At 65.2% G+C, this 19,822-nt stretch carries 20 protein-coding genes and 1 pseudogene; 12 read left to right on the top strand and 9 right to left on the bottom strand.

Translation table 11 applies throughout. The annotated features are described in order from the left end of the window. The first annotated feature begins 100 nt into the window (after positions 1–100). The 3 genes from EEB18_RS03400 to EEB18_RS03390 are packed head-to-tail and all read left to right on the top strand — an operon-like array spanning position 101 to position 2,168. Entirely contained in the window at positions 101–883 is a 783-nt protein-coding gene (locus EEB18_RS03400; RefSeq protein WP_187139458.1) for a hypothetical protein, read from the top strand. Continuing rightward, positions 883–1,383: an AHH domain-containing protein gene (locus EEB18_RS03395; protein ID WP_187139459.1), complete on the top strand. Its 501-nt coding sequence runs from the start codon at positions 883–885 to the stop codon at positions 1,381–1,383. The genes EEB18_RS03400 and EEB18_RS03395 overlap by 1 nt, the downstream gene beginning before the upstream one ends. A gap of 56 nt (positions 1,384–1,439) precedes the next feature. Then, complete coding sequence (locus tag EEB18_RS03390; protein WP_187139460.1) at positions 1,440–2,168, top strand: hypothetical protein; 729 nt, start codon at positions 1,440–1,442, stop codon at positions 2,166–2,168. A 22-nt stretch (positions 2,169–2,190) separates the two neighbouring features. Here EEB18_RS03390 and EEB18_RS03385 read toward each other — a convergent pair whose 3' ends face one another. From EEB18_RS03385 to EEB18_RS03370, 4 genes are all read right to left on the bottom strand, one after another. After that, on the bottom strand, positions 2,191–3,162 hold the full coding sequence (locus EEB18_RS03385; RefSeq protein ID WP_187139461.1) for an NAD(P)H-dependent flavin oxidoreductase: 972 nt from the start codon (positions 3,160–3,162) through the stop codon (positions 2,191–2,193). A gap of 209 nt (positions 3,163–3,371) precedes the next feature. Then, on the bottom strand, positions 3,372–4,595 hold the full coding sequence (locus EEB18_RS03380; protein ID WP_187139462.1) for a threonine synthase: 1,224 nt from the start codon (positions 4,593–4,595) through the stop codon (positions 3,372–3,374). A gap of 4 nt (positions 4,596–4,599) precedes the next feature. Then, positions 4,600–6,177 (bottom strand): bifunctional GNAT family N-acetyltransferase/carbon-nitrogen hydrolase family protein, encoded by a 1,578-nt coding sequence (locus EEB18_RS03375; RefSeq protein WP_056349737.1) that lies wholly within the window; start codon positions 6,175–6,177, stop codon positions 4,600–4,602. Between the two features lie 67 nt (positions 6,178–6,244). Then, positions 6,245–7,369, bottom strand: a complete 1,125-nt coding sequence (locus EEB18_RS03370; RefSeq protein WP_187139463.1) for a sensor domain-containing diguanylate cyclase — start codon at positions 7,367–7,369, stop codon at positions 6,245–6,247. A gap of 167 nt (positions 7,370–7,536) precedes the next feature. On the opposite strand from EEB18_RS03370, the pseudogene EEB18_RS03365 reads away from it, so the two are divergent. Continuing rightward, a pseudogene (locus EEB18_RS03365) lies at positions 7,537–7,896 on the top strand (YciI family protein); the annotation flags it as partial. 86 nt (positions 7,897–7,982) lie between these two features. Then, the gene (locus EEB18_RS03360; protein WP_222943141.1) at positions 7,983–9,284 is read left to right on the top strand and encodes an RNA polymerase sigma factor; all 1,302 of its coding nucleotides are present in this window, start codon (positions 7,983–7,985) and stop codon (positions 9,282–9,284) included. On the opposite strand, the gene EEB18_RS03355 is transcribed toward EEB18_RS03360, so the two are convergent. The 3 genes from EEB18_RS03355 to EEB18_RS03345 form a co-directional block, all read right to left on the bottom strand. Next, positions 9,281–9,475: a hypothetical protein gene (locus EEB18_RS03355; protein WP_056349743.1), complete on the bottom strand. Its 195-nt coding sequence runs from the start codon at positions 9,473–9,475 to the stop codon at positions 9,281–9,283. The two genes, EEB18_RS03360 and EEB18_RS03355, sit on opposite strands and share 4 nt — an antisense overlap. A gap of 253 nt (positions 9,476–9,728) precedes the next feature. Further along, positions 9,729–9,986: a translation initiation factor IF-1 gene (gene infA, locus EEB18_RS03350; protein WP_056349745.1), complete on the bottom strand. Its 258-nt coding sequence runs from the start codon at positions 9,984–9,986 to the stop codon at positions 9,729–9,731. A 2-nt stretch (positions 9,987–9,988) separates the two neighbouring features. After that, positions 9,989–10,195, bottom strand: coding sequence for a cold-shock protein (locus tag EEB18_RS03345; protein ID WP_056349747.1), 207 nt, complete (start codon positions 10,193–10,195; stop codon positions 9,989–9,991). A gap of 369 nt (positions 10,196–10,564) precedes the next feature. On the opposite strand from EEB18_RS03345, the gene EEB18_RS03340 reads away from it, so the two are divergent. Then, positions 10,565–12,670, top strand: coding sequence for a TonB-dependent receptor plug domain-containing protein (locus tag EEB18_RS03340; protein ID WP_262408098.1), 2,106 nt, complete (start codon positions 10,565–10,567; stop codon positions 12,668–12,670). A gap of 9 nt (positions 12,671–12,679) precedes the next feature. Here the strand turns inward: EEB18_RS03340 and EEB18_RS03335 are convergent, their stop codons facing one another. Further along, positions 12,680–13,831 carry an acyl-CoA dehydrogenase family protein gene (locus EEB18_RS03335; RefSeq protein ID WP_187139466.1) on the bottom strand — a complete coding sequence of 384 codons (1,152 nt, stop codon included), beginning with the start codon at positions 13,829–13,831 and terminating at the stop codon, positions 12,680–12,682. A gap of 95 nt (positions 13,832–13,926) precedes the next feature. Here EEB18_RS03335 and EEB18_RS03330 point away from each other — a divergent pair, with 95 nt between their 5' ends. From EEB18_RS03330 to EEB18_RS03305, 6 genes are read left to right on the top strand one after another with little or no spacing between them, the layout of a single operon-like run. After that, the gene (locus tag EEB18_RS03330) at positions 13,927–14,598 is read left to right on the top strand and encodes a TetR/AcrR family transcriptional regulator (RefSeq protein ID WP_187139467.1); all 672 of its coding nucleotides are present in this window, start codon (positions 13,927–13,929) and stop codon (positions 14,596–14,598) included. Between the two features lie 57 nt (positions 14,599–14,655). Next, on the top strand, positions 14,656–14,979 hold the full coding sequence (locus tag EEB18_RS03325; protein ID WP_187139468.1) for an ArsR/SmtB family transcription factor: 324 nt from the start codon (positions 14,656–14,658) through the stop codon (positions 14,977–14,979). Further along, positions 14,976–15,401, top strand: coding sequence for an SRPBCC family protein (locus EEB18_RS03320; protein WP_187139469.1), 426 nt, complete (start codon positions 14,976–14,978; stop codon positions 15,399–15,401). The genes EEB18_RS03325 and EEB18_RS03320 overlap by 4 nt, the downstream gene beginning before the upstream one ends. Before the next feature lie 11 nt (positions 15,402–15,412). Then, the gene (locus EEB18_RS03315; RefSeq protein ID WP_187139470.1) at positions 15,413–15,622 is read left to right on the top strand and encodes a hypothetical protein; all 210 of its coding nucleotides are present in this window, start codon (positions 15,413–15,415) and stop codon (positions 15,620–15,622) included. Between the two features lie 3 nt (positions 15,623–15,625). Then, the gene (locus tag EEB18_RS03310) at positions 15,626–16,063 is read left to right on the top strand and encodes a DUF1801 domain-containing protein (RefSeq protein WP_056349758.1); all 438 of its coding nucleotides are present in this window, start codon (positions 15,626–15,628) and stop codon (positions 16,061–16,063) included. After that, positions 16,060–16,446 (top strand): DUF1801 domain-containing protein, encoded by a 387-nt coding sequence (locus tag EEB18_RS03305; protein WP_056349759.1) that lies wholly within the window; start codon positions 16,060–16,062, stop codon positions 16,444–16,446. The genes EEB18_RS03310 and EEB18_RS03305 overlap by 4 nt, the downstream gene beginning before the upstream one ends. A 34-nt stretch (positions 16,447–16,480) precedes the next feature. On the opposite strand, the gene EEB18_RS03300 is transcribed toward EEB18_RS03305, so the two are convergent. After that, on the bottom strand, positions 16,481–19,792 hold the full coding sequence (locus tag EEB18_RS03300; RefSeq protein WP_187669071.1) for a hypothetical protein: 3,312 nt from the start codon (positions 19,790–19,792) through the stop codon (positions 16,481–16,483). Between the last annotated feature and the right edge of the window lie 30 nt (positions 19,793–19,822).

Genomic DNA, 19,822 nt, shown 5'->3' with positions numbered 1-19,822 from the left:
TTCGGACGTATCGTCGCAATAAGCGTTTGAACAAGGCGGGCAGTCTTGCGATGCTGCCGCGAACCGAGGCCAGCGGGTCAGGACCCCAGAGCGTGATGAGATGATATTGACCCGCCGCGACGCGACGACCCGGCCGGAGGTGCACGCGCCCTTTGCGTTGATCGTCGGGAAAGCGGTGGCCGACGATGCGCTCGAAGGCGTGATGCGGCGCATGGGGCTCCGGCCCGACGCTGCGCGGGCGGGCGGATTGCCGTTGCAGCTGACGCTGGGAGGGCTGGCCGTGACGATCGGCCGCGCGGCGCCGGACGACTTCGCGCTGGCGGATCCGGGCGATGTTGCAACGAGCAGCCTGGGGACGCCGCTGCCCGCAGATTGGCGCGATGCCGGGGGGAGCTGGATCGTGCGGTCGGCGCGCCGGGACGGGATCGCGGCGGCGCAGTTCGACACCTTGTTCCAGATGATCGTGCTGCTGATCGACGCCTTCGACGCGGACCACATCTTCTGGTCGCCGGCGCGACTGTGGACCGACGCAAGGCAGTTTCGCGGCGCGATCGCCGAGATGCAGACGAGCGGCATGCCGCCGGTGCTGCACCTGATCGCCTTTCGCCGTCGCGACGGCGCCGCGGACCCGCATGTCGCGACGCGCGGGCTGGCGGCCTTTGCCGGGCAGGAACTGGACGCGGCGGTTCCGCCGGGGTGGGACATGGCAGCGATGGTCAAGCGGCTGGCGCGCCTGGCGCTCGACATCATGCTCCACGGGCCGGTCGTGCAGCCGCAGCAGACGCCGGGGCTGCAGGCCGGGGAGTGGGTCGCACTGACCCCGCAGGGCGGCGCGCGCGACGGGCCGGCGGCGGTGCTGGTCGAGTTCAGTTTCGATCGGTGATGGGCGGGGGCGCTGCGCCCGATCCGCCCCGATGCCGCTGGTCGTGCGCCGCGCCCGCCGAAACGGGATATCAGCGCCACCACCTGATCCCCGTCGTACTATTACAGCGACCGCAGATGGCGGCGATGTTTGCGCAATTGCACGGTGCGGGCTTCGCGCTGCAGCGCTTCGATCGCAACGGGCTGTTGCTGCCGGGCAACGAGCGGCTGGCGCTGGTGTCGGGACACGCACTGCACCGCGGGCCGCACCACGCGTATAGCGACGTCGTTGCGGCGCGGGTCGAGCAGGTGCGCGCATATCATGCGTTGCAGGCGGCGCGCGATCCGGTCGCGGCAGCGCGCGTCGCGGCGATGCGGTTGCGGTTATTGCAGGACGTATTCCGGCGGTCGCTGACCGACCGACACGGCACAACCTTCTGGCTCAACCGTCGCGACCCGATGCGGTTGTTCGCCGACCGACCCTATCTCGACGATGCGATCGACCGGTTGTTTGCCGGGTAGGACGTGGTTGCCGAGGCCGGGCTATGCCTGCTCCCAAACATCCGTAAAGAGGGAGCATGATCAGCTTTTTCACGCACCATAAAAGTGGGTCGAGCGCGCTTGTTTCCTTTTTGGGGCAATTGAGTGACGGTAGCGGGCAGCCATTGTTCCTGTCGCATCTGGGATCCACGCGGCCGCCGACGGGCGATGGCATCTGCTGCTTGTCGAATGCCCAATATGATGTGGTTAAAGGCCATGTTCCGGGTTTTGCGCTGCACCTCGTCAGGAACCCGCTGAACATCGTTCAGTCTGCCTATTATTCGCACAGGCACACACATGGCCTGGATGGATGGCCGCAACTGGCTGCGCATAGGGAGATGCTGAAAAGCGTCGACAAACCGCGCGGCATGCTGATGACCGCGACTTTCTGTAACAGTGAGGAATTTTATCCGGAAACGGCCGGACCCTTATATGCGATACGAAACTGGAATTACGACGATCCCGCGATCAAAACCCTGCGCATCGAAGATGGATTCGACAAATTTACCGACTTTTTGCGCGCGGCGCTGGGGGAAGCATCGGGGTCGCTGAAATGGCCGGACCAGGCGAACTTCACCTTCGAAAAGCTCTCCGTCGGCAGGAGAGCCGGCGAAATCGATGACGGATCTCATTATCGTTCGGGCGATGTCGATGCGTGGAAGGCCGAACTGCCCGCCGAGGTTGTCCGCTACGTCGTCAGCGAATGCCGGGAGGTGCTCGAGCGCTTTTATCCCGAAAGCCTCAAATGGGCGCAGGATCACTTTTAGGCATTGAGGCGCCGGCCTGCCTTTAAAGCCGAACTTTCGCCTCCAACTCGCGGCGCGCACTGAGATATTGGTCTTCAAGCTGGGCGACGAAGTCGACCACGGGCAGCACGCCGCGTACCGGGCTGATGCCCTGGCCCGAACCCCAGATGTCCTTCCACGCCTTGACCTTGGTGTTGCCGCCCGATCCGAAGTTCATCGTCTTGAGGTCGCCTTCGGGCAAATTGTCGGGGTCCATACCAGAGGCGACGATCGAGCCGCGCAGATAATTGCCGTGCACCCCGGTGAACAGGTTCGAATAGACGATGTCGGCGGCGCGGCCCTCGACGATGCCGTTCTTGTAGCCCGGATCGGCGTTGGCTTCGGCGGTCGCGATGAAGGCGCTGCCGATATAGGCGAGGTCGGCGCCGCACGCCTGCGCGGCGAGGATCGAGCGGCCGTGGCCGATCGCGCCCGACAACGCGATCGGGCCGTCGAACCATTCGCGGATTTCCTGGACCAGCGCGAAGGGCGACTGGACGCCGGCATGGCCGCCCGCGCCCGCCGCGACGGGGATCAGGCCGTCGGCGCCCTTTTCGACCGCCTTGCGCGCGAAACGATCGTCGATGACGTCGTGGAGGGTGATGCCGCCCCAGCTGTGGACCGCCTGATTGAGTTCTTCGCGCGCGCCCAGCGAGGTGATGGTGATCGGCACCTTCCACTTGGCGCAGGTCGCGATGTCGGCTTCGAGCCGGTCGTTCGATTTATGGACGATCTGGTTGACCGCATAGGGCGCCGACAGGCGGTCGGGATTGTCGCGGTCCCATGCCGCCAGTTCTTCGGTGATCTGGTGGAGCCATTCGTCAAGCAGGGCCTGCGGGCGCGCGTTGAGCGCGGGGAAGCTGCCGACGACCCCCGCCTTGCACTGCGCGATGACGAGTTCGGGCCCCGAGACGATGAACAGGGGCGAACCGATAACGGGCAGGCGCAGGCGGTCGAAGATCGGGGGAAGGGCCATGAATCACGCACTCCGGTTGGTTGCTCTTTGCAACTGACCTTAACGTAAACGGAAAGCGAGGCAAGGGGGAACGATGAGCCGGCCATTGTCAAAAAAGGGAACTCGTCATTGCGAGCACAGCGAAGCAATCCAGAGTAGCGTATACCACTCTGGATTGCTTCGCTGCGCTCGCAATGACGATGTGATCAAAGGAACCGTCTGTGCTGGAATCAGAGCGCCGAGAGATCGATATCTCCATGCCGGTCGAGCCACTGCGGCGCCTCGGGCATCGGATATTTGAGGCCGGTCGCGCAGTTGAACAGGACGGCGCGTTCGTCGGGATCGACATGGCCGTCCCTGATCGCCTGGTGATAGGCGGCGAGCGTCGCGCCGCCTTCGGGGCAGAGCAGCAGACCGTCCTTACGCGCCGCTGCGTCGACCGCGGCGAGGATCGCGGGGTCGCCGACCGCGAGCGCGGCGCCGCCTGACGCGCGGACGGCGCGCAGGATCAGGAAATCGCCGACCGCTCTGGGCACGCGGATTCCCGCGGCGACGGTCGCGGCGTCTTCCCAGCGTTCGGCATGTTCCTCGCCCGCCTCATAAGCGCGGACGATCGGGGCGCAGCCCGACGCCTGCACCGCGTACATGCGCGGGCGCTTCGGGCCGATCCAGCCGAGCGCTTCGAGTTCGTCGAAGGCTTTCCACATGCCGATCAGCCCGGTGCCGCCGCCGGTGGGATAGAAGATCGCGTCGGGCAATTCCCAGCCGAATTGCGCGGCGAGTTCGAGCCCCATCGTCTTTTTTCCCTCGATCCGATAGGGCTCTTTCAGCGTCGAAAAGTCGAACCAGCGCCCCTCGGCGGCACCGCGCGCGACGATCGCGCCGCAATCGTCGATCTGACCGTTGACGCGCCAGACGCGTGCGCCTTGGGCGGCGATCTCGCGGACGTTGATTTCGGGGGTTTCCTCAGGCGCCAGGACGATGGTCTCGATCCCGCAGCGCGTCGCATAGGCGGCGAGCGCGGCGCCAGCATTACCATTCGTGGGCATCGCGATTTTGGTAACGCCGAGTTCGCGCGCCATCGCCACCGCCATGACGAGGCCGCGCGCCTTGAACGATCCGGTCGGCAGGCGACCTTCGTCCTTGACGAGCACATTGGTCCCGCCCGAGCGCGGGATCGGGATGAGCGGGGTTTCGATTTCGCCGAGCGAAACGATATTTTCGGTGTGACGAACCGGGAGCATTTCGCGCCAGCGCCACATATCGGTCGGGCGTGCCGTCAGCGTGTCGCGGGTCAGCGCGGCGCCGACGGCGTCGAGATCGTAGCGGACGAGCAGCGGCCGGCCTGCGGCGGACAGGCCGTGAAGCTGGTCCGTCGGGTAAATCTCGCCGGTCAGCGAACATTCGAGATGGGTGACGAATGTCGGGCGGTCGGTGTGGATATTCTCGTTCATCGCTTCAGCGCGACCCTATCCCCGGGGTCGGGGCGTCCTTCCAGTCGACGCGGTAGAGGTCGAAGCGGCGGTCGCGCAAATTCTGCACCGCGCCGCTCTGGCGGCTGGTGAGCAGGTCGGCGAGGCTGAGGTCGGCGATCGCGATGGTCTCGGTGTTCGGCGCGGTGTCGGCGGCGACGCCGTCGCGCGCGAAGGCGAAGTCCGACGGGGTCAGGATCGCGCTTTCGGCATAATGGATGTCCATATTCTCGACGTTCGGCAGATTGCCGACGACCCCCGAGGTGATGACATAGCATTGATTTTCGACCGCCCGCGCGTGGCAGCAATAGCGGACGCGCAGATAGCCGCGGCGCTCGTCGGTGCAGAAGGGGACGAACAGCATCATCGCGCCCTGGTTGACGAGGTGGCGCGCAAGTTCGGGGAATTCGCTGTCGTAACAGATCATCACGCCGATCGGCCCGCAATCGGTGTTGATCGCGTCGGCACCGTGGCCGCCCTTGATGTTCCACCACCGGCGCTCGGACGGGGTCGGGTGGAGTTTCTGCTGCGTATGCACCGACCCGTCGCGCAGGAAGACATAGGCGATGTTGAGGATGTCGCCATTGGCGGCGCGGGTCGGGTGCGATCCGCCGATGATGTTGATATTATAGCTGACCGCGAGCTTTTCCATGAAGGCGACATAGCGTTCGGTATAGTCGGCGATCTTTTCGATCGCCGCTTGCGGTTCGAGCTTCTTCTTTTCGATCGACAGCAATTCCAGCGTGTAAAGTTCGGGAAAGACGACAAAATCGGCCTTGTAGTCGGCGGCGACGTCGACGAAATATTCGACCTGTTCCTCGAACTCCTCGATCTTCGAGATACCGCGCATCTGGAATTGGACGGTCGCGACGCGGACCGAGGCGGGCAGGCGATCGGGGACCGCGCCACGTGCTTTGGGATTCGCGGCGTCCTGCGGTTCGAGCGGGTTTTCCCAATACATCAGCACGGCATGGCCGCCGCTGTCGAGGTCGCGGCGGTCGTAATGATGGAGCACCGAGCGCGGCTCGAACCCTTGCGCGATCTGGAAATTGATCACCGGGTCGCGCAGTTGCTTCTCGATGACGGCATCGAGATAATCCTGCGGGTCGGGATATTTGCGGCGGCGGCGGGCGTAACCCGGCATGCGGCCGCCAAAGGCGATGCCCTTCAGCTCGTAGGATTGGCACAGTTCCTGGCGCTTGCGATAGAAGCGCTGGCCGATGCGCAGGCGGCGGTAATCGGGGTCGACGCACACCTCCATGCCATAAAGCACGTCGCCGTCGGGATCGTGGCTGGTGCCGAAACCGCCGCCGCTGATCGCGCCCCAGCGATGATCGGTGAACACCGCCGCCTGCGGCACGATGAGCGTCGCGCAGAGGCCGACGATCGCGCCTTCATATTCGGCGACGAACTGACCTTCGGGGAAATTGTTGATCTGGCCGCGGATCTGCGCCGCCGAATAGCCTTCGCCGCGGCCATAGACCTTGGCGGTGAGGCGCGCGATCGCGGCGGCGTCACGGGGAGCACTGTTGCGGATGACGAGCTTGGCTTTGGTGGAGTCCATGGAGCCTGCATATAGAAGGGGAGGGCAGGCTGTCCAACGGGCGGCGCGGGGATTGGTTCACTACGCCTTAGCCCGATGCAGCAATCTCGATGCGGTTCCGCCCGTTCTGCTTGGCGAGGTAGAGCGCGTCGTCGGCCGCCTTGAGCGCCGCGCGTGCGTCGCCGAAGCCGAAGATGTCGGCGACTCCGCCCGAGAAGGTGATCTGGCCGAAGGGTTCGTCGGTCTTGCGATTGATCAGGCGGCGCGCCGCGAGATGCTCGCGGGCCTGGTCGAGCCGTTCGGCGGCCGCGGCCGGATTCTTGCTACGGAACAGCATGACGAATTCCTCGCCGCCGTGGCGCGCGACATGGCACTGGTCGTCGCTGATTTGCGACAGCGTGTCGGCGATCGTCTTGAGCACCCGGTCGCCGGCCTCATGGCCGTGGGCGTCGTTGATCGCCTTGAAATTGTCGATGTCGCAAAAGGCGACGCTGAGCGGCTCCATCGCCATCTGCGCTTCGCGATACTGGACTTCGAGCAATTCCTCGAAGGCGCGGCGGTTGGGCAGGCCGGTGAGATAGTCGATCTCGGCATCGCGCTTGGCGCGTTCGAGGCTGCGGCGGAGCGATTTGGCTTCCTCTTCGCTCTTGCGCATATCGTCCTCGGCCTTGCGGGTGCGTTCGAGCATCGTCTTGGCGAGGTCGGCGAGGTTCGATACGATCTGGCCGGTCTTCTGCAGCTGTTCGAGATCGCTCACATGCTGTTCGAGTTCACTGCCATAATCCACGGCTTGCTTGTGTGCCGTCTTGCTCTGCGCCTGGAAGGCGTCGAGATTGGTTTCGAGCCGCGCCATGAGCCGTTCGAGTTCGGCTTGCGCCGAAGTGTCGGCGACTTCATCGGTCAGTTCGTCGAGCCATACCTGCGTGAGCCCGCCGTTGCCGGTGCGTGCGGTGATCTGGCGGGCGAGGCGCGGGTTCTTGCCCGAAAAGGCACTGTGCGCGAGGATCAGGTTTGCCGGGGTGACGTCGAGATCATTGTCGATCAGGAAAGTGCCGATCGCCTCGACAAGGTCGCGCCGCGTGAGGCGGGCAAGGTCGCGTACACCCCCCGGCTCGGCCGCCTGTTGGGATTCGCCGTTGCGGGGGGAGCGAAGCCCGAGCCATCCGAGGAGCCGCCCTACCGGCTCGCCTGAAGAAGGTGCAATGGTGGTCATGCGACGATTAACGGCGGCGCGTGAAGATGATTAAGCGCGGTTCACCATATAAGGCCCTGCGGCATAGCGGCATGACGAAAAAAAATTCGTGACCTGTCGATTCCGCGACCGCCCGTTCGTCGTCTAGGCAGGAGGCCATGCCGGCCCCGGCGAAAAGGAGACGGAAAATGCGTGTAATGGTGTTCGTGAAAGCGACCGAGGATAGCGAGCGGGGTATCGACCCGACGCCCGAAATGACCGCGATGTTCGAGGCGATGGGCAAGTTCAACGAGGAACTGGTCAACGCTGGCGTAATGGTCGACGGCGACGGGCTGAAGCCTTCGTCGGCGGGCAAGCGGATTGCCTTTGACGGGCCGAACCGCAGCGTGATCGATGGGCCGTTCGCCGAGACGCGCGAACTGGTCGCGGGTTACTGGGTCTGGGAGGTCAAGGACATGGACGAGGCGGTCGCCTGGGCCAAGCGCTGTCCGAACCCGATGCCGGGGCCCAGCGAGCTCGAAATCCGGCCCTTCTATGAAATGGAGGATTTCGGCGAGGTGCTGACCCCCGAGATCATCGAACAGGAACAGAAATTGCGCGACCGGATGGCGGGCGAATAACGCGCCTTGCCGCCATGCTTGCCTCCCCGGAACGTCTGGCCGAGAAGGCGGGCATGGCGCAGGACGAAACCCATCGGGCGATCGCGGCGGTGTTCCGTATCGAGCGGGCACGTCTGATCGCCGGGCTGGCGCGGATGACGCGCGATGTCGACCGCGCCGAGGAACTGGCGCAGGACGCGCTGCTGATCGCGCTGACCGAATGGCCGAAATCGGGCGTGCCCGATCGGCCGGGCGCCTGGCTGATGGCGGCGGCGAAGCGGCGCGCGATCGACGCGATGCGCCGCGCTGCGATGCGGGAGCGCAAACATGCCGAAATCGCCCGCGAGCTGGACAGGGAAGGCGGCATGAGCATCGACGCGGTCGAAGCGGCGATCGACGATCCGCTCGGCGACGAACTGCTCGGGCTGATCTTTGCGGCGTGCCATCCGGTGATCGCACCCGAGGCGCGCGCGGCGCTGACCTTGCGGCTGGTCGGCGGACTGACGACGCAGGAGATCGCGCGGGCCTTCCTGTCGAACGAGGCCACGATCGCGGCGCGGATCACGCGGGCGAAAAAGGCGATCGCCAGGGCCGGGGTGGCGTTCGAAGTGCCGCGCGGCGCGGACCTCGCGGCGCGGCTCGCCTCGGTGCTCGAAGTGATCTACCTGATCTTCAACGAAGGCTATGCCGCGACCGCAGGCGAGGCGCTTGTGCGGCCGCCGCTCTGCGCCGAGGCGCAGCGGCTGGGGCGGATATTGGCCGCGCTGATGCCCGCGGAACCCGAGGTTCTGGCGCTGCTCGCACTGATGGAAATCCAGGCGTCGCGGCTGACCGCACGATCGGGACCCGGTGGCGGCTTTGTCCCGCTGACCGAGCAGAATCGCGCGCGCTGGGACCAGTTGCTGATCCACCGCGGACTGACGGCGCTGGCGAAGGTCGAGGCGCTGGGCGGCGCCGATGGACCCTATGCGCTGCAGGCGGCGCTGGCGGCCTGTCACGCGCGGGCGCGGCGGGCCGAGGATACCGATTGGGTCCGGATCGCGTGGCTCTATGACCGGCTGGGCACGGTGATGCCGTCGCCCGTCGTCGAGCTCAACCGCGCGGTGGCACACAGTATGGCGTTCGGGCCCGAGGCGGGGTTGCGGCTGGTCGATGCGATCGCCGGCACGGCGGCACTGCGCAATTACGCGCCCTTGCCGGCGGCGCGCGGCGATTTCCTGTTTCGCGCGGGGCGGTGGAGCGAGGCGAGGGCGGCGTTCGAAGATGCCGCGGCCCTGTCGGGCAATGCGCGCGAGCGCGAATGGCTGCAGGCACGCGCCGCGGCGTGCGCCGATTAGGCGGCCGCTTCGTCCTTCGCCGCGTCACGGCGGGCGCGGGTCTGTTCGGTCAGGAGGATTTTTTCGGCCATCGAGCGCCACGCGGCCTCGGCGCGCAGATTGCGGTCGCGGACCTGGGTGAGCGAGGTGGCGGCCGCGTCGCTGGCGCATTTGTCGGCCTGGGCCAGATAGAAGTCGCTGGTGGTGGACACGGCCGTTTTCTCCTTGTGCGACGGCCGGGAGGGCCGCCGCCGGGGTGTATGTCGATCAGTCGATCATGTCGGCGATCAGCCGTCGCAACTCGCTGCGCGAGAGCGTCGGCGAGCGACGCGATGCCTGGGCCCGCTGCGGGGCCTTGGGCGAAGAAAGAACCGCGACATGCGGAAAGGCATTGGAATGATTAAACATAGTCTCTCGTAGTTTCTGTTGTCGTTGACGTGATATTCAGGTCATTTTTTGGGGAAATCAGCGGCGTCGTTGTGCGCCGCCGCCGGGACCTCCGGGTCCGCGCTCGCGATAGACGAGGCGCCCCTTGCTGAGGTCATAGGGGGTCATTTCGATCTTCACGGCATCGCCGACGACCGACCGGATGCGAAAGCGTCGCATCCGGCCAGCGGTATAGGCGATGATGCGATGACCATTTTCAAGCATGACGCCGAAACGGGCGTCGGGCAGGATTTCGTCGATCACACCATCGAAGGTGATGATTTCTTCTTTGGCCAAAATCAGGCCGACTGAAGATTCACGGCCGAGGTCTTGCCGCGGTTGTCGGTTTCCAGCTCATAGGTGATGCGCTGGTCCTTGTTCAGGGTCGCGAGACCCGAACGCTCGACGGCGGTGATGTGGACGAACGCGTCGCCCGAACCATCTTCATTCGAGATGAAGCCATAGCCCTTGTCGGTGTTGAAGAATTTGACGGTGCCGGTCGGCATGGGAGTTTCCTTTCACGAAAACATAAATAACCCACCGGCAAATGCACCGGCAGGGCTGGTAGCGAGTGAAGGGAAGTATCCACCCCGAGGGGGCATCTATTTTCCGTCGCAGGCGACGTTAGCGGAGCCGATATGGCAGGCGTGCTGCAAAAAGTCAAGGTTTTGGACCGCGTTCGCTGCCAGCGATCCTTTGTCAGGTCGCAAGGTGGCGGTTGGCGGGCGGTGGTTAGGAGGGGTGTGGTACGTGCAGCGGCTGCGCGCAGGCGATGGCGATCGCCGCGTTTCCGGCTTGCTCCCGTCCGACGACCTATATACCGCGATATATAGATTCGTGGCGGCAACAACCGCCTGCGACCGCATAAAGGGGATATGATGCGCCGGATTCTTCTCAGTGCCGCCTGCCTGATCGCTGTGCCCGCCTGGGCGCAGGACGTCGCGCCGGCTCCATCCAAAAGCGGCGCTGACGACAGCGCCTTCGAGCTGGGGAAAATCGTCGTCACCGGCTATCGCAGCGTCGATGTGGCGATCGAGAGCGACCGCGTCGGGCAGGAGGCGATCTATCGCTTCGACCGCCGCACGCTCGACGATGCCGCGAGCCTGATCCCGGGCGTGGTGGCGAGCAATTCGGGCGGGTCGCGCAACGAGCGGCTGTTGTTCGTGCGCGGGTTCGACCGGTTCCAGGTGCCGCTGTCGATCGACGGCATCCGCGTCTACCTGCCCGCCGACAACCGGCTCGATTATGGGCGCTTCCTGACTCCTGGCGTGGCCGAGATCCAGGTCGCGAAAGGCTATGCCTCGGTGCTCGACGGGCCGGGCGCGATGGGCGGCGCGGTCAACCTGGTGACGCGCTCGCCGACCAAGGCGCTGGAGATCGAGGGGCGGGCGCAGCTCAATCTCGATTCCGACCTCGATTATGGCGGCTTCACCGGATTCGGGCTTGTCGGCACGCGGCAGGACAAATTTTATGCGCAGGCGAGCTACGCGATCAACATCACCGACCATTGGGATCTGCCGGGCGGTTTCGCGCCGACAGTCAATGAGGATGGCGGCGCGCGCGATTTTTCGAAGGCGCGCGATTGGCGCGTCAATGCCAAAATCGGCTTTGCGCCCAATGACAGCGACGAATATGTGCTGAGTTACACGCGGCAGGAGGGGCGGAAGAATGCGCCGCTGCACATCACCGACACCAGCAATGTGTCGCTGCGCAACTGGAAATGGCCCGAATGGAATGTCGAAAGCGTCTATTTCCTGTCGACCACCGCGCTCGGCGACCGGGCGACGTTGAAGACGCGCGCCTATTACAACCGGCTGGCGAACCTGTTGCAGTCATTCGACGACCGCACGCAGACGACGCAGATACTGAACCGCGCGTTCGACAGCCCCTATCACGATAACGCCTATGGCGGGTCGGCCGAACTGTCGCTGCGCACCTTTGGCGAGGACGACCGGCTGGCGCTCGCGCTCCACTATCGCCGCGACGAACATAATGAGGCGCAGACGAGCCGGCCGGGATTGCCGACGAGCACCTCCGAGCCCAACCAGCGCAGCATCGAGCGGACGTGGAGCATCGCCGCCGAGAACAGGCTGGCGCTGGCGCCGCGGCTGACCTTTGCCGCCGGCGGCAGTTTCGACTGGCGCGAACTGGCACGCGCTGACGAATTCGGCCTGCCGCCGGGCGCGACCGGGGCGAACCGGCTGTTCAGCTACCCGCTGCGCAACGCCAGCGCGTGGAATGCGCAGGGGCGAATCGACTGGCGCGGCGAGAATGGCACCGAGGTCCATGCCAGCCTGTCGTCGCGGGCGCGCTTCCCGACTTTGTTCGAGCGCTTTTCGAGCCAGTTCGGGACCGCCGTCGCCAATCCCGACCTGAAACCCGAGCGCGCCACCAATGTCGAGATCGGGGCCAGCAGCGCGATGGGCGCGGTGACCGTGTCGGGTGCGGTCTTCTATAGCTGGATCGACGATGCCTTGGTGTCGGTGCGGACGCCGCAGAATTTGAACCGGCGCGAGAATATCGGGTCGGCGGATTATTATGGCGCCGAGATCGCGGTCGACCTGCGGCTCGGCGGGACGCTGAACGCAGGGATCAACTACAGCTATATCCATCGCAGCTTCGACATCGGGACGCCGCCGCCGGGCGGGTTGATCCGCCCGTTCGAACTGACCGACGTGCCCGCGCACAAGGGCTTTGCCTATGTGGCGTGGAAGCCGGTCGCGGCGCTGGAGGTGGTGCCGAGCCTGGAGTTTGCGTCGGGGCGGACGACGGTGACCCCGGCGTCGGCGAACGGGCTGGCGCCGGTCTATTACAAGACCGAAGGCTATGTCACGGCGTCGCTGCGTGTCGATTTCGACGTCACCGACCGGATCACGCTCGGTATCGGCGGGCGCAACCTGTTCGACGCCAATTATGCGCTGACCGACGGTTTTCCCGAACCCGGGCGCAGCTTTTTCCTGGGGGTGCGTGCGCGTTACTGAGGGAAGGGCTCAGACCAGCGGGTGGTTGGGCTCCAGTCCCAGTTGCTGGCGCCCGACGAGTTCGCGGGTGGTGTCCCAGTCCCAGAAGGCGTGCGAGCAGACGGTGTTGAGGTCGCGCCAGAAACGCTGGAGCGGCTGGTCGACATGGAAGCTCGACGCCCCGGCGGCGGCCATGATCGCATTGGCGCTGTCGCGCACATGCTGCGAGACGAAGGCGAGATGGCCCTTGAGCGCGACGCGGTCGTCGAGCGTGAAGGGGCGGCTGTGGAGGATCGACTCGACCTTTTCGATCAGGCCGCGCGCGAGATCATGTGCGATCATGGTGCGCAGTTCGAGATCGCCGAGCGCGACATGCGCGTGCTGCTGGTCCTTGACGACGGAGCCGCTGAAATTGCGCACGCGCTTGGTCACGATGTCGCGGTAGGCGCGCATCATGCCGGCCAGGCCACCCGAGAGGACGCCGACGACGGTGCAATAGGCGAGCGGGAGTTGCGGCATCGAATAGAGCGGATTGGCGTAGAGCGCCGAGCCCGCGGTGGGGCCGGCGCGGAACTCGACGCCATTGGTGACGCGGTGGTCGGGGACGAAGGCATCGTCGATCACGATGTCGTTGCTGCCCGTGCCCGCCATGCCGGTCATGTGCCACACATCCTCGACCCGGACGTCGGCGACGGGCAGAGCGAAGGCGCGCGGCCCTTCGGCGGTCAGCCCGCTGACATAGACCCAGTCGGCGTGCATGACGCCCGAACCCCATGAGGCGCGACCGCTGACGCGCCAGCCGCCCTCGACGCGCACCGCGTTCATCGTCGGCGAATTGGCGCCGGGCATCAGCGTGAAGCCGCGCGTGCCGAAAATCTCCTGCTGCAAGGCCTCGCTGAACTTCGCGGCATAGACATTGTGGTTGATGTAGAAGGAGGCGATCCAGCCGGTCGAAACGCAGGCGGCGCTGATCTCCTCGACCACCGCGAACATCGTTGGCAGGTTGGATTCGGGGGCGCCCCAGCGTGCGGGGACGAGCATCTGGAGGATTTCCGCCTCGACCAGCGCGGCGATGGTTTCGTCGTGCGGCTTGCGTTGTCGCTCGGCGTCCGGCGCGCGGGCGGCAATGGCGGGTGCGAGCGCGCGGGCGCGTTCGCGGAGCTGGTCGCTGGTGGTCGGCATCGAATCTCTCCCTCTATTAATTAGAAGGCTAAGCATTAAATGACCATCTGTCTAATTAAATTTGAAGCCCGGCGTTTCGATGCTAGGAAGCGGCGATGAACGGGACGGGACAGCAGGGGGTGCGCAAGCGCGGGCGACCGGCGATCGGCGAGATGACGGTCGATGACGCGGCGTGCCTGAACGCCGCGCTGACCGCCTTCGCCGACAGAGGCTATGACGGCACCTCGGTGCGCGAGGTCGCGCGGACGCTGGGGGTCAGCCACGGGCTGCTCAACGCCAAATTCGGATCGAAACGGGCGCTATGGGAGGCGGCGGTGGGTTATGGCATGGACCGGCTCCACACGCATATGTCGACGCTCGCGGACGACCGCGCGGGCGACGACGACATCGTCGGGCGGATGCGGCTCGCGTGCCGCAACTTCGTCGTCGGGCTGGCCGAGGTGCCCGCGATCATCCAACTGATGAACGTCGAGGGGGCAACGCCCGGCGACCGGCTGGCCTTCATTGCCGACCGTTTCTTCCGCAGCAGGACCTGGCCGATCCAGAGCCTGCTTGAGGCGGGCCAGGCGCAGGGCCTGTTCCGGCCGGTCGCGGTCGCGGTGCCCTTCACCCTGCTGGCGCATGGCGCGGGGGCGCTGATCGCCTTGCGCCCGCTGGTCGAGGCGACGGGCAGGGAAGGGACGCCGCCACCTTTCGACCATGCGATGGAGGCCGCCGAGCTGATCGTGCGCGGCTTGCTGGTCGATGGCGCGTCACGCGGTACTTGACTTATTCATAACTCATTGGTTATGAAATGGACCCATAGCCAGTGAGTTATCCGTTTCATGCCCGATTGCCAGAATATTCTGTTCAAGACCCTCGCCGATCCGACCCGGCGCGCGCTGTTCGAGCGGTTGTGCCGCGACGGCGAGCAGACGGTGGTGGCGCTGACCGCGCTGGCCGGGGTGTCGCAGCCCGCAGTGTCGAAGCATCTGGCAGTGCTGAAAGCTGCGGGGCTGGTCGTCGATCGGCCCGAGGGGCGGCTGACCCATTATAGCGCGCGGCGCAGCGCGCTGGCCCCGCTGGTCGACTGGACGAGCCGGATGGCGGGTTTCTGGGAGAGCCGGTTCGACAAGCTGGAGGATTTGCTGGCGAGGATGGATCAATGAGCACAAGCGACATTCGCACCGTCGTGGTCGAGCGCGAGATCGCGCATCCGCCTGAAAAATTGTGGCGCGCACTGACCCGGCCGCATTTGCTCGCCGAATGGCTGATGGCCAATGATTTCGTACCCGACGTCGGCCACCGCTTTCAGTTGCGCGGCGAGTGGGGCGGGGTGCTCGATTGCGAGGTGCTTGAGGTCGAGCCGGGCGAGACGCTCTCATACACTTGGAATCACGCCAGTGCCGATGCGGCGTTCAACCTCGAAAGCGTGGTGACCTTCACGCTGACCCCGGTCGGCAAGGGCACCTTGCTGCGTATGGAGCAGACCGGTTTCCAACCCGAGCAGAAGCAGGCGTTCGGCGGCGCACGCATGGGGTGGCAGCAATTTTTCGGCAAGCTCGAGCAATTGCTCGAACGCCTCGATTGAAGGAGCGGCTCATGAATTTCAGCCAATTTATGCGGCAGGGCCATCGCTGGCTGTCGATCCTGTTCACGCTGACCGTGATAGCCAATTTCGCCGCGATGGCGATGGGAGCGCCGCCGATGTGGCTCGTCTATTTGCCGCTGCCGCCCTTGTTCCTGATGCTGGCAAGTGGGCTGTATCTCTTTGCCTTGCCATATGCCGCGCGGCGGCGGGTGAAAGGCTGAGCCATGGCGGGCAAGAAGGAGGTCGTGCTGCTGTCGGGCGGCAATCCGCAGATCGCCAAGGGCGACGGCGACGCGCCGGTGCAGGCCTATATCGCCGCGATGCCGGGGTGGAAAAGCGTGGCGGGGAAGAATCTCGACGCGCTGATCGAACGGACGGTGCCGGGGGTCGAGAAAGCGGTGCGCTGGAACTCGCCCTTTTACGGGGTGCCGGGGCAGGGGTGGTTCCTGTGCTTTCATTGCTTCAACCGCTACATCAAGCTGACCTGGTTTCGCGGCCAGAAACTCGACCCGGTGCCGCCAGTCGGCTCGAAGGACCCCGACGCGCGCTATTTCCATATCCATGAGGATGAGGCGATCGACGAGGCGTTGTTGGTGAGCTGGATCCGCCAGGCGGCGGCGCTGCCCGGCTGGATTTCGCATGCGAAGGACAAGGCAGGATGACCCCAGATAAAACCCCGGCGGAGTTGATCGACGCGCGCATCGCCGAACTCGGCGACTGGCGCGGCGAGGTGCTGGCGAAGGTCAGGGCGCTGATCAAGGCGGCAATCCCCGACCTGGTCGAGGAATGGAAATGGCGCGGGGTGCCGACCTGGTATGCGGGCGGCAAGATCGTGTGCACCGGCGAGACATATAAGGACAAGGTCAAGCTGACCTTTGCCAAAGGCGCGGCGCTGAGTGATCCGAAGGGACTGTTCAACGCAAGCCTGGATGGCAACGCTCGCCGCGCGATCGATTTCGGCGCGGGCGATCCGATCGACGAGGCGGGGCTGAAGGCGCTGTTCGCGGCGGCGGCGGCGCTCAACGCGGGCCCGGCGACGCGCTGACCAGCCGGGGCGCCGACCGCGAACGGGCGCTCGGCTAACGCAAGGCGAGGGCGCCGCCGCGGCACGTTTCGGTCCCCGAAAAGCGTTCGCCGCTGGCGGGTTCGAGGACGCTGCCGACGAAATCGATCTGCGTATCGGCAAGCGCGCTTTCGTCGGGGGTCCGGCGGGGTTCCGCTTTGAGCAACGCCAGCAGCATCGTCGCGCTTTCGCGTGACTGATTCCAGTCTGGCGTCGGCACGCGATCGATCGGGTCGGCCTTTGCGGCGTCGCGCATCAGCACGATCAATTTGTGACGGGGGAAATTCGGGCCGAGTGCCCCGGAGAGTGCGGCGCGAAACAGTCGCTGCAAGGCGGTGAATTGTTCGGCCTTGCCGAGAATCCGCGCCGCCACGGGGTTGCCTTGGGCGAAAGCCATGGTGCGGTCGCCGACCCCCTTGGCAATGACGGGAAACTCCCAAGGCACTCCGCCAGCTTCCGGGCAGTCGCCGTCTTCGCACTCGACCTCGTTCTCGAAGGCGACCTGGAGCATGAAACGCAGCACGGGATCGCCGTCGGCTGACGCCTGGGTCGGCGTCAGACCGGCGACGGTCAACGGATAGGTGGCTTCGCGGACGCCGCTCCAAATCGCAAAAGGCTGCGGGGGTTTCGTCGTGAAGCTTTCGGCGACGCAGCGCATATACGCATCGCGACCGTCGGCGGCCTTCGGTCGACATCGCTTCATCTGGCCCACGAGGTCCATATCGAAGCGTTGGGTGTCGTGCGCAAACACCGATTGGGCGGCGTCGGATTGTCGCCAACTATCAGGAAAAGCATCGTTTATCGCTGCCGCGAACAACTGCGCTTCGGCGCCGTCGAACATGCCGAGTGCGCCGCGATCGCCGGCAGCGGCATTATAGACGGCCAGCTGGGTGTTCACCATATTCGACCAGAGCGACCGATCTGACCAGTCGCCGGTGGCGGTGTCGACGAAGCGATCGAGTTCGATCATGTGGCAACCGAGTTCGGTATCGACGAGGCTTGGATGCAGGTGAACGCGGAGGATTTTTGGCATCAGCGGCCCCGAGGTCATGGTCACCGTCGTCGGGCGTTCGTCGGCGGCATAGGCGAGCGCCTGCTGGACCGTCTCGCCGTCGAAGCGCCCGACATCGATTGTGCGGTCCGCGAGTTTGAGCGTCAGGGCGAGCGTGGCGCCGTCGACACGCCAGCCGATGTCACGAACGTCGAGGGGCGCGCCGGTGGTCGGATCGGCACCGATCAGGACCCCGCCAACGCGGACCGAACCGCGCAGCCTGGTGAAGCTGCGCGATGCCATGCGCGTGTTGCCGGGGCGGTCGCCTGACGCCGCGCTTCCGCCGCCACCGCCGCCAAAACCGCCACTGGCAGCCTCGGCGACCGCGGCAGGAAGTTCGGTCGTCGAGCCGTAAATTCGCGCAAGCGCGCGCCCAAGCGGTGATTCGGTATGCGCCTGGGCGCGTCCGGGAAAGAGATCCTCATAGGAACCGGCCGAGCCTTCAATCGCCCGCCGCAGGTCGTCGCCGCCGCTGACGACCGGACGCAGTTGCGACACGGCCCGTTCGACACGCGTCGTGGCTTTCGGTGAATTCCTCTTCTCCAGACTGGGGTGAAGATCATCTGCGGTGGCGGCCACGCGTGCCATGTTGAGATCACCATCGACCACCGCGGCGCGCGCACGCACGGCGTCGGCCTGCGTGAATAGTGCGGGGACGTTGCCACGCGCCTGGACGCGCGCCATCGCATCGGCGTAGCCACGGCCCGATTCGATATCGGCCAGAAACTCGGTCAATTTGACCTGCACCATGCGCGATGCGGGGTCCTGCAAGCCCTTGCGCGCTACGTCGTCCGCTTGACCCGCGAAGAGCCCACGGTCCGCAGGATCGGGCAGCGCCGCGTCGAGCGAGGACGACAGCGTTTCCTCGAGTACGGTCCCGAACATGTCGCCGAGCGTCGCGGGCTGGCGAAAAGACGCCATTCCGGCCGCAAGCCGTTGGCGAAAGGCGGGCGATGCTCCCGCCTTCGCCCGCATCCACCGCTCGATACGGTCGACGAGCGGGCTGCCCTGCGGCGCGACCGCGTTGCGAGCGACGAAATCGCGAAACTCGCCATATTGTCGGCGCGCGCTTTCGGGCATGGCGTCGGCTTCGGCAAAGCCGACCCCGCGGATCGGAATCGCGCGCTCGGCTGCATTGGACGAGAATTGGCGCAAGATATTGTCGCGGATCGCGACCTCTTCGACCAGCAGGTCCACCCGACGCGCCGCAGTCGCGGCAAGGTCCGGCTGAGCCCGCGCCACCGACGAACGCCAATCGGACGAGGCGATAAGGGCGCGGGCGAACTGCTCGGCCGCCAGCCGATAATTCGGTACCGGCGAACTCGCGGTCGGCGAGGCATCGGCCGCTTCTCGCACCGCGGCCCTGGCGATCTTTTTGAGGCTATCCTGTGCCTCCTGCTGCGATCGATAGACTTGAATGTCGTTGATCGAACCGAGCGTGGGGACAAGTCCGGCATTGGCGAGCACGGGCGAGCCGACCCCGATGACGAGGAGACAGGCGGCCACGATGCCGCCGCGTCTCAGCAACTTGTCCGACGCCGAGAGGCTTTTCTGCATGCCCTTGCTGAAAAGCCCGAGGCGCAACCGGGACCAGAAACCCTCTTTTGCCGGCGCGGGGTCGGCGATCGACACGTCGGACAGGTCGATCCGGCGATCGACATCGAGAAAGGCATATTGTGAAACCAACGCGTCGCGCAATTCGAGGAGTTGCTTCAACTTGGATTGCGCGCCCGCATCCGGGGTGCCGGCGAGGTCGGCGGCGAGCATGTCACAGGTCGCGATATTCTGTGCCAGCTTGTCCATGTCCGCGGTCGGCGGCAGGTCCGCGAGGGTCGCATTTTCCGCCAGCAGGACGTCGATCTGTCGCCGCCGCTCGGTTTCGAGCGTTTTGGTCAGATCGCCCTTCTTCATCCGCCACGCCCACCAGAATAGTCCCAGCAAGGCGATCCAGAAGATCGCGCCGCCGAGGAAGCTGCGGACCGGTTCGGTGAGAGCGTGGAGCCAGGCGACAAATCCGTAGCTGGCATCGAGCAGCCCGGCGCCGAAAACGGGGGCTATCAACGACAGGATCGTCAAGATCAGGAAGGCAATGCCAAAGACGATCAGCGCAATTTTCAGGAAGTCGGCAAGCGTCTTCGTTGCGGCGATCGTCCCCAATTTGGCGAATTTGCCGATATTCCCGCTGGTCTTCCAGCTTTTTTCCAGGGCGGGTGCGATGACAAAATGTAGCATGGAAAAAGATGCGGCAATGACGATTAGAGCAAACCAGAGTTTCATAAGCCCTTCCCCCAGTCAGGCGACTCGTGT

The organism is Sphingopyxis sp. OPL5, assembly GCF_003797775.2.
GTDB lineage: Bacteria > Pseudomonadota > Alphaproteobacteria > Sphingomonadales > Sphingomonadaceae > Sphingopyxis.
The sequence above is the reverse complement of the archived record's forward strand: the minus strand, read 5'-3'. Positions and strand labels throughout refer to the sequence as shown.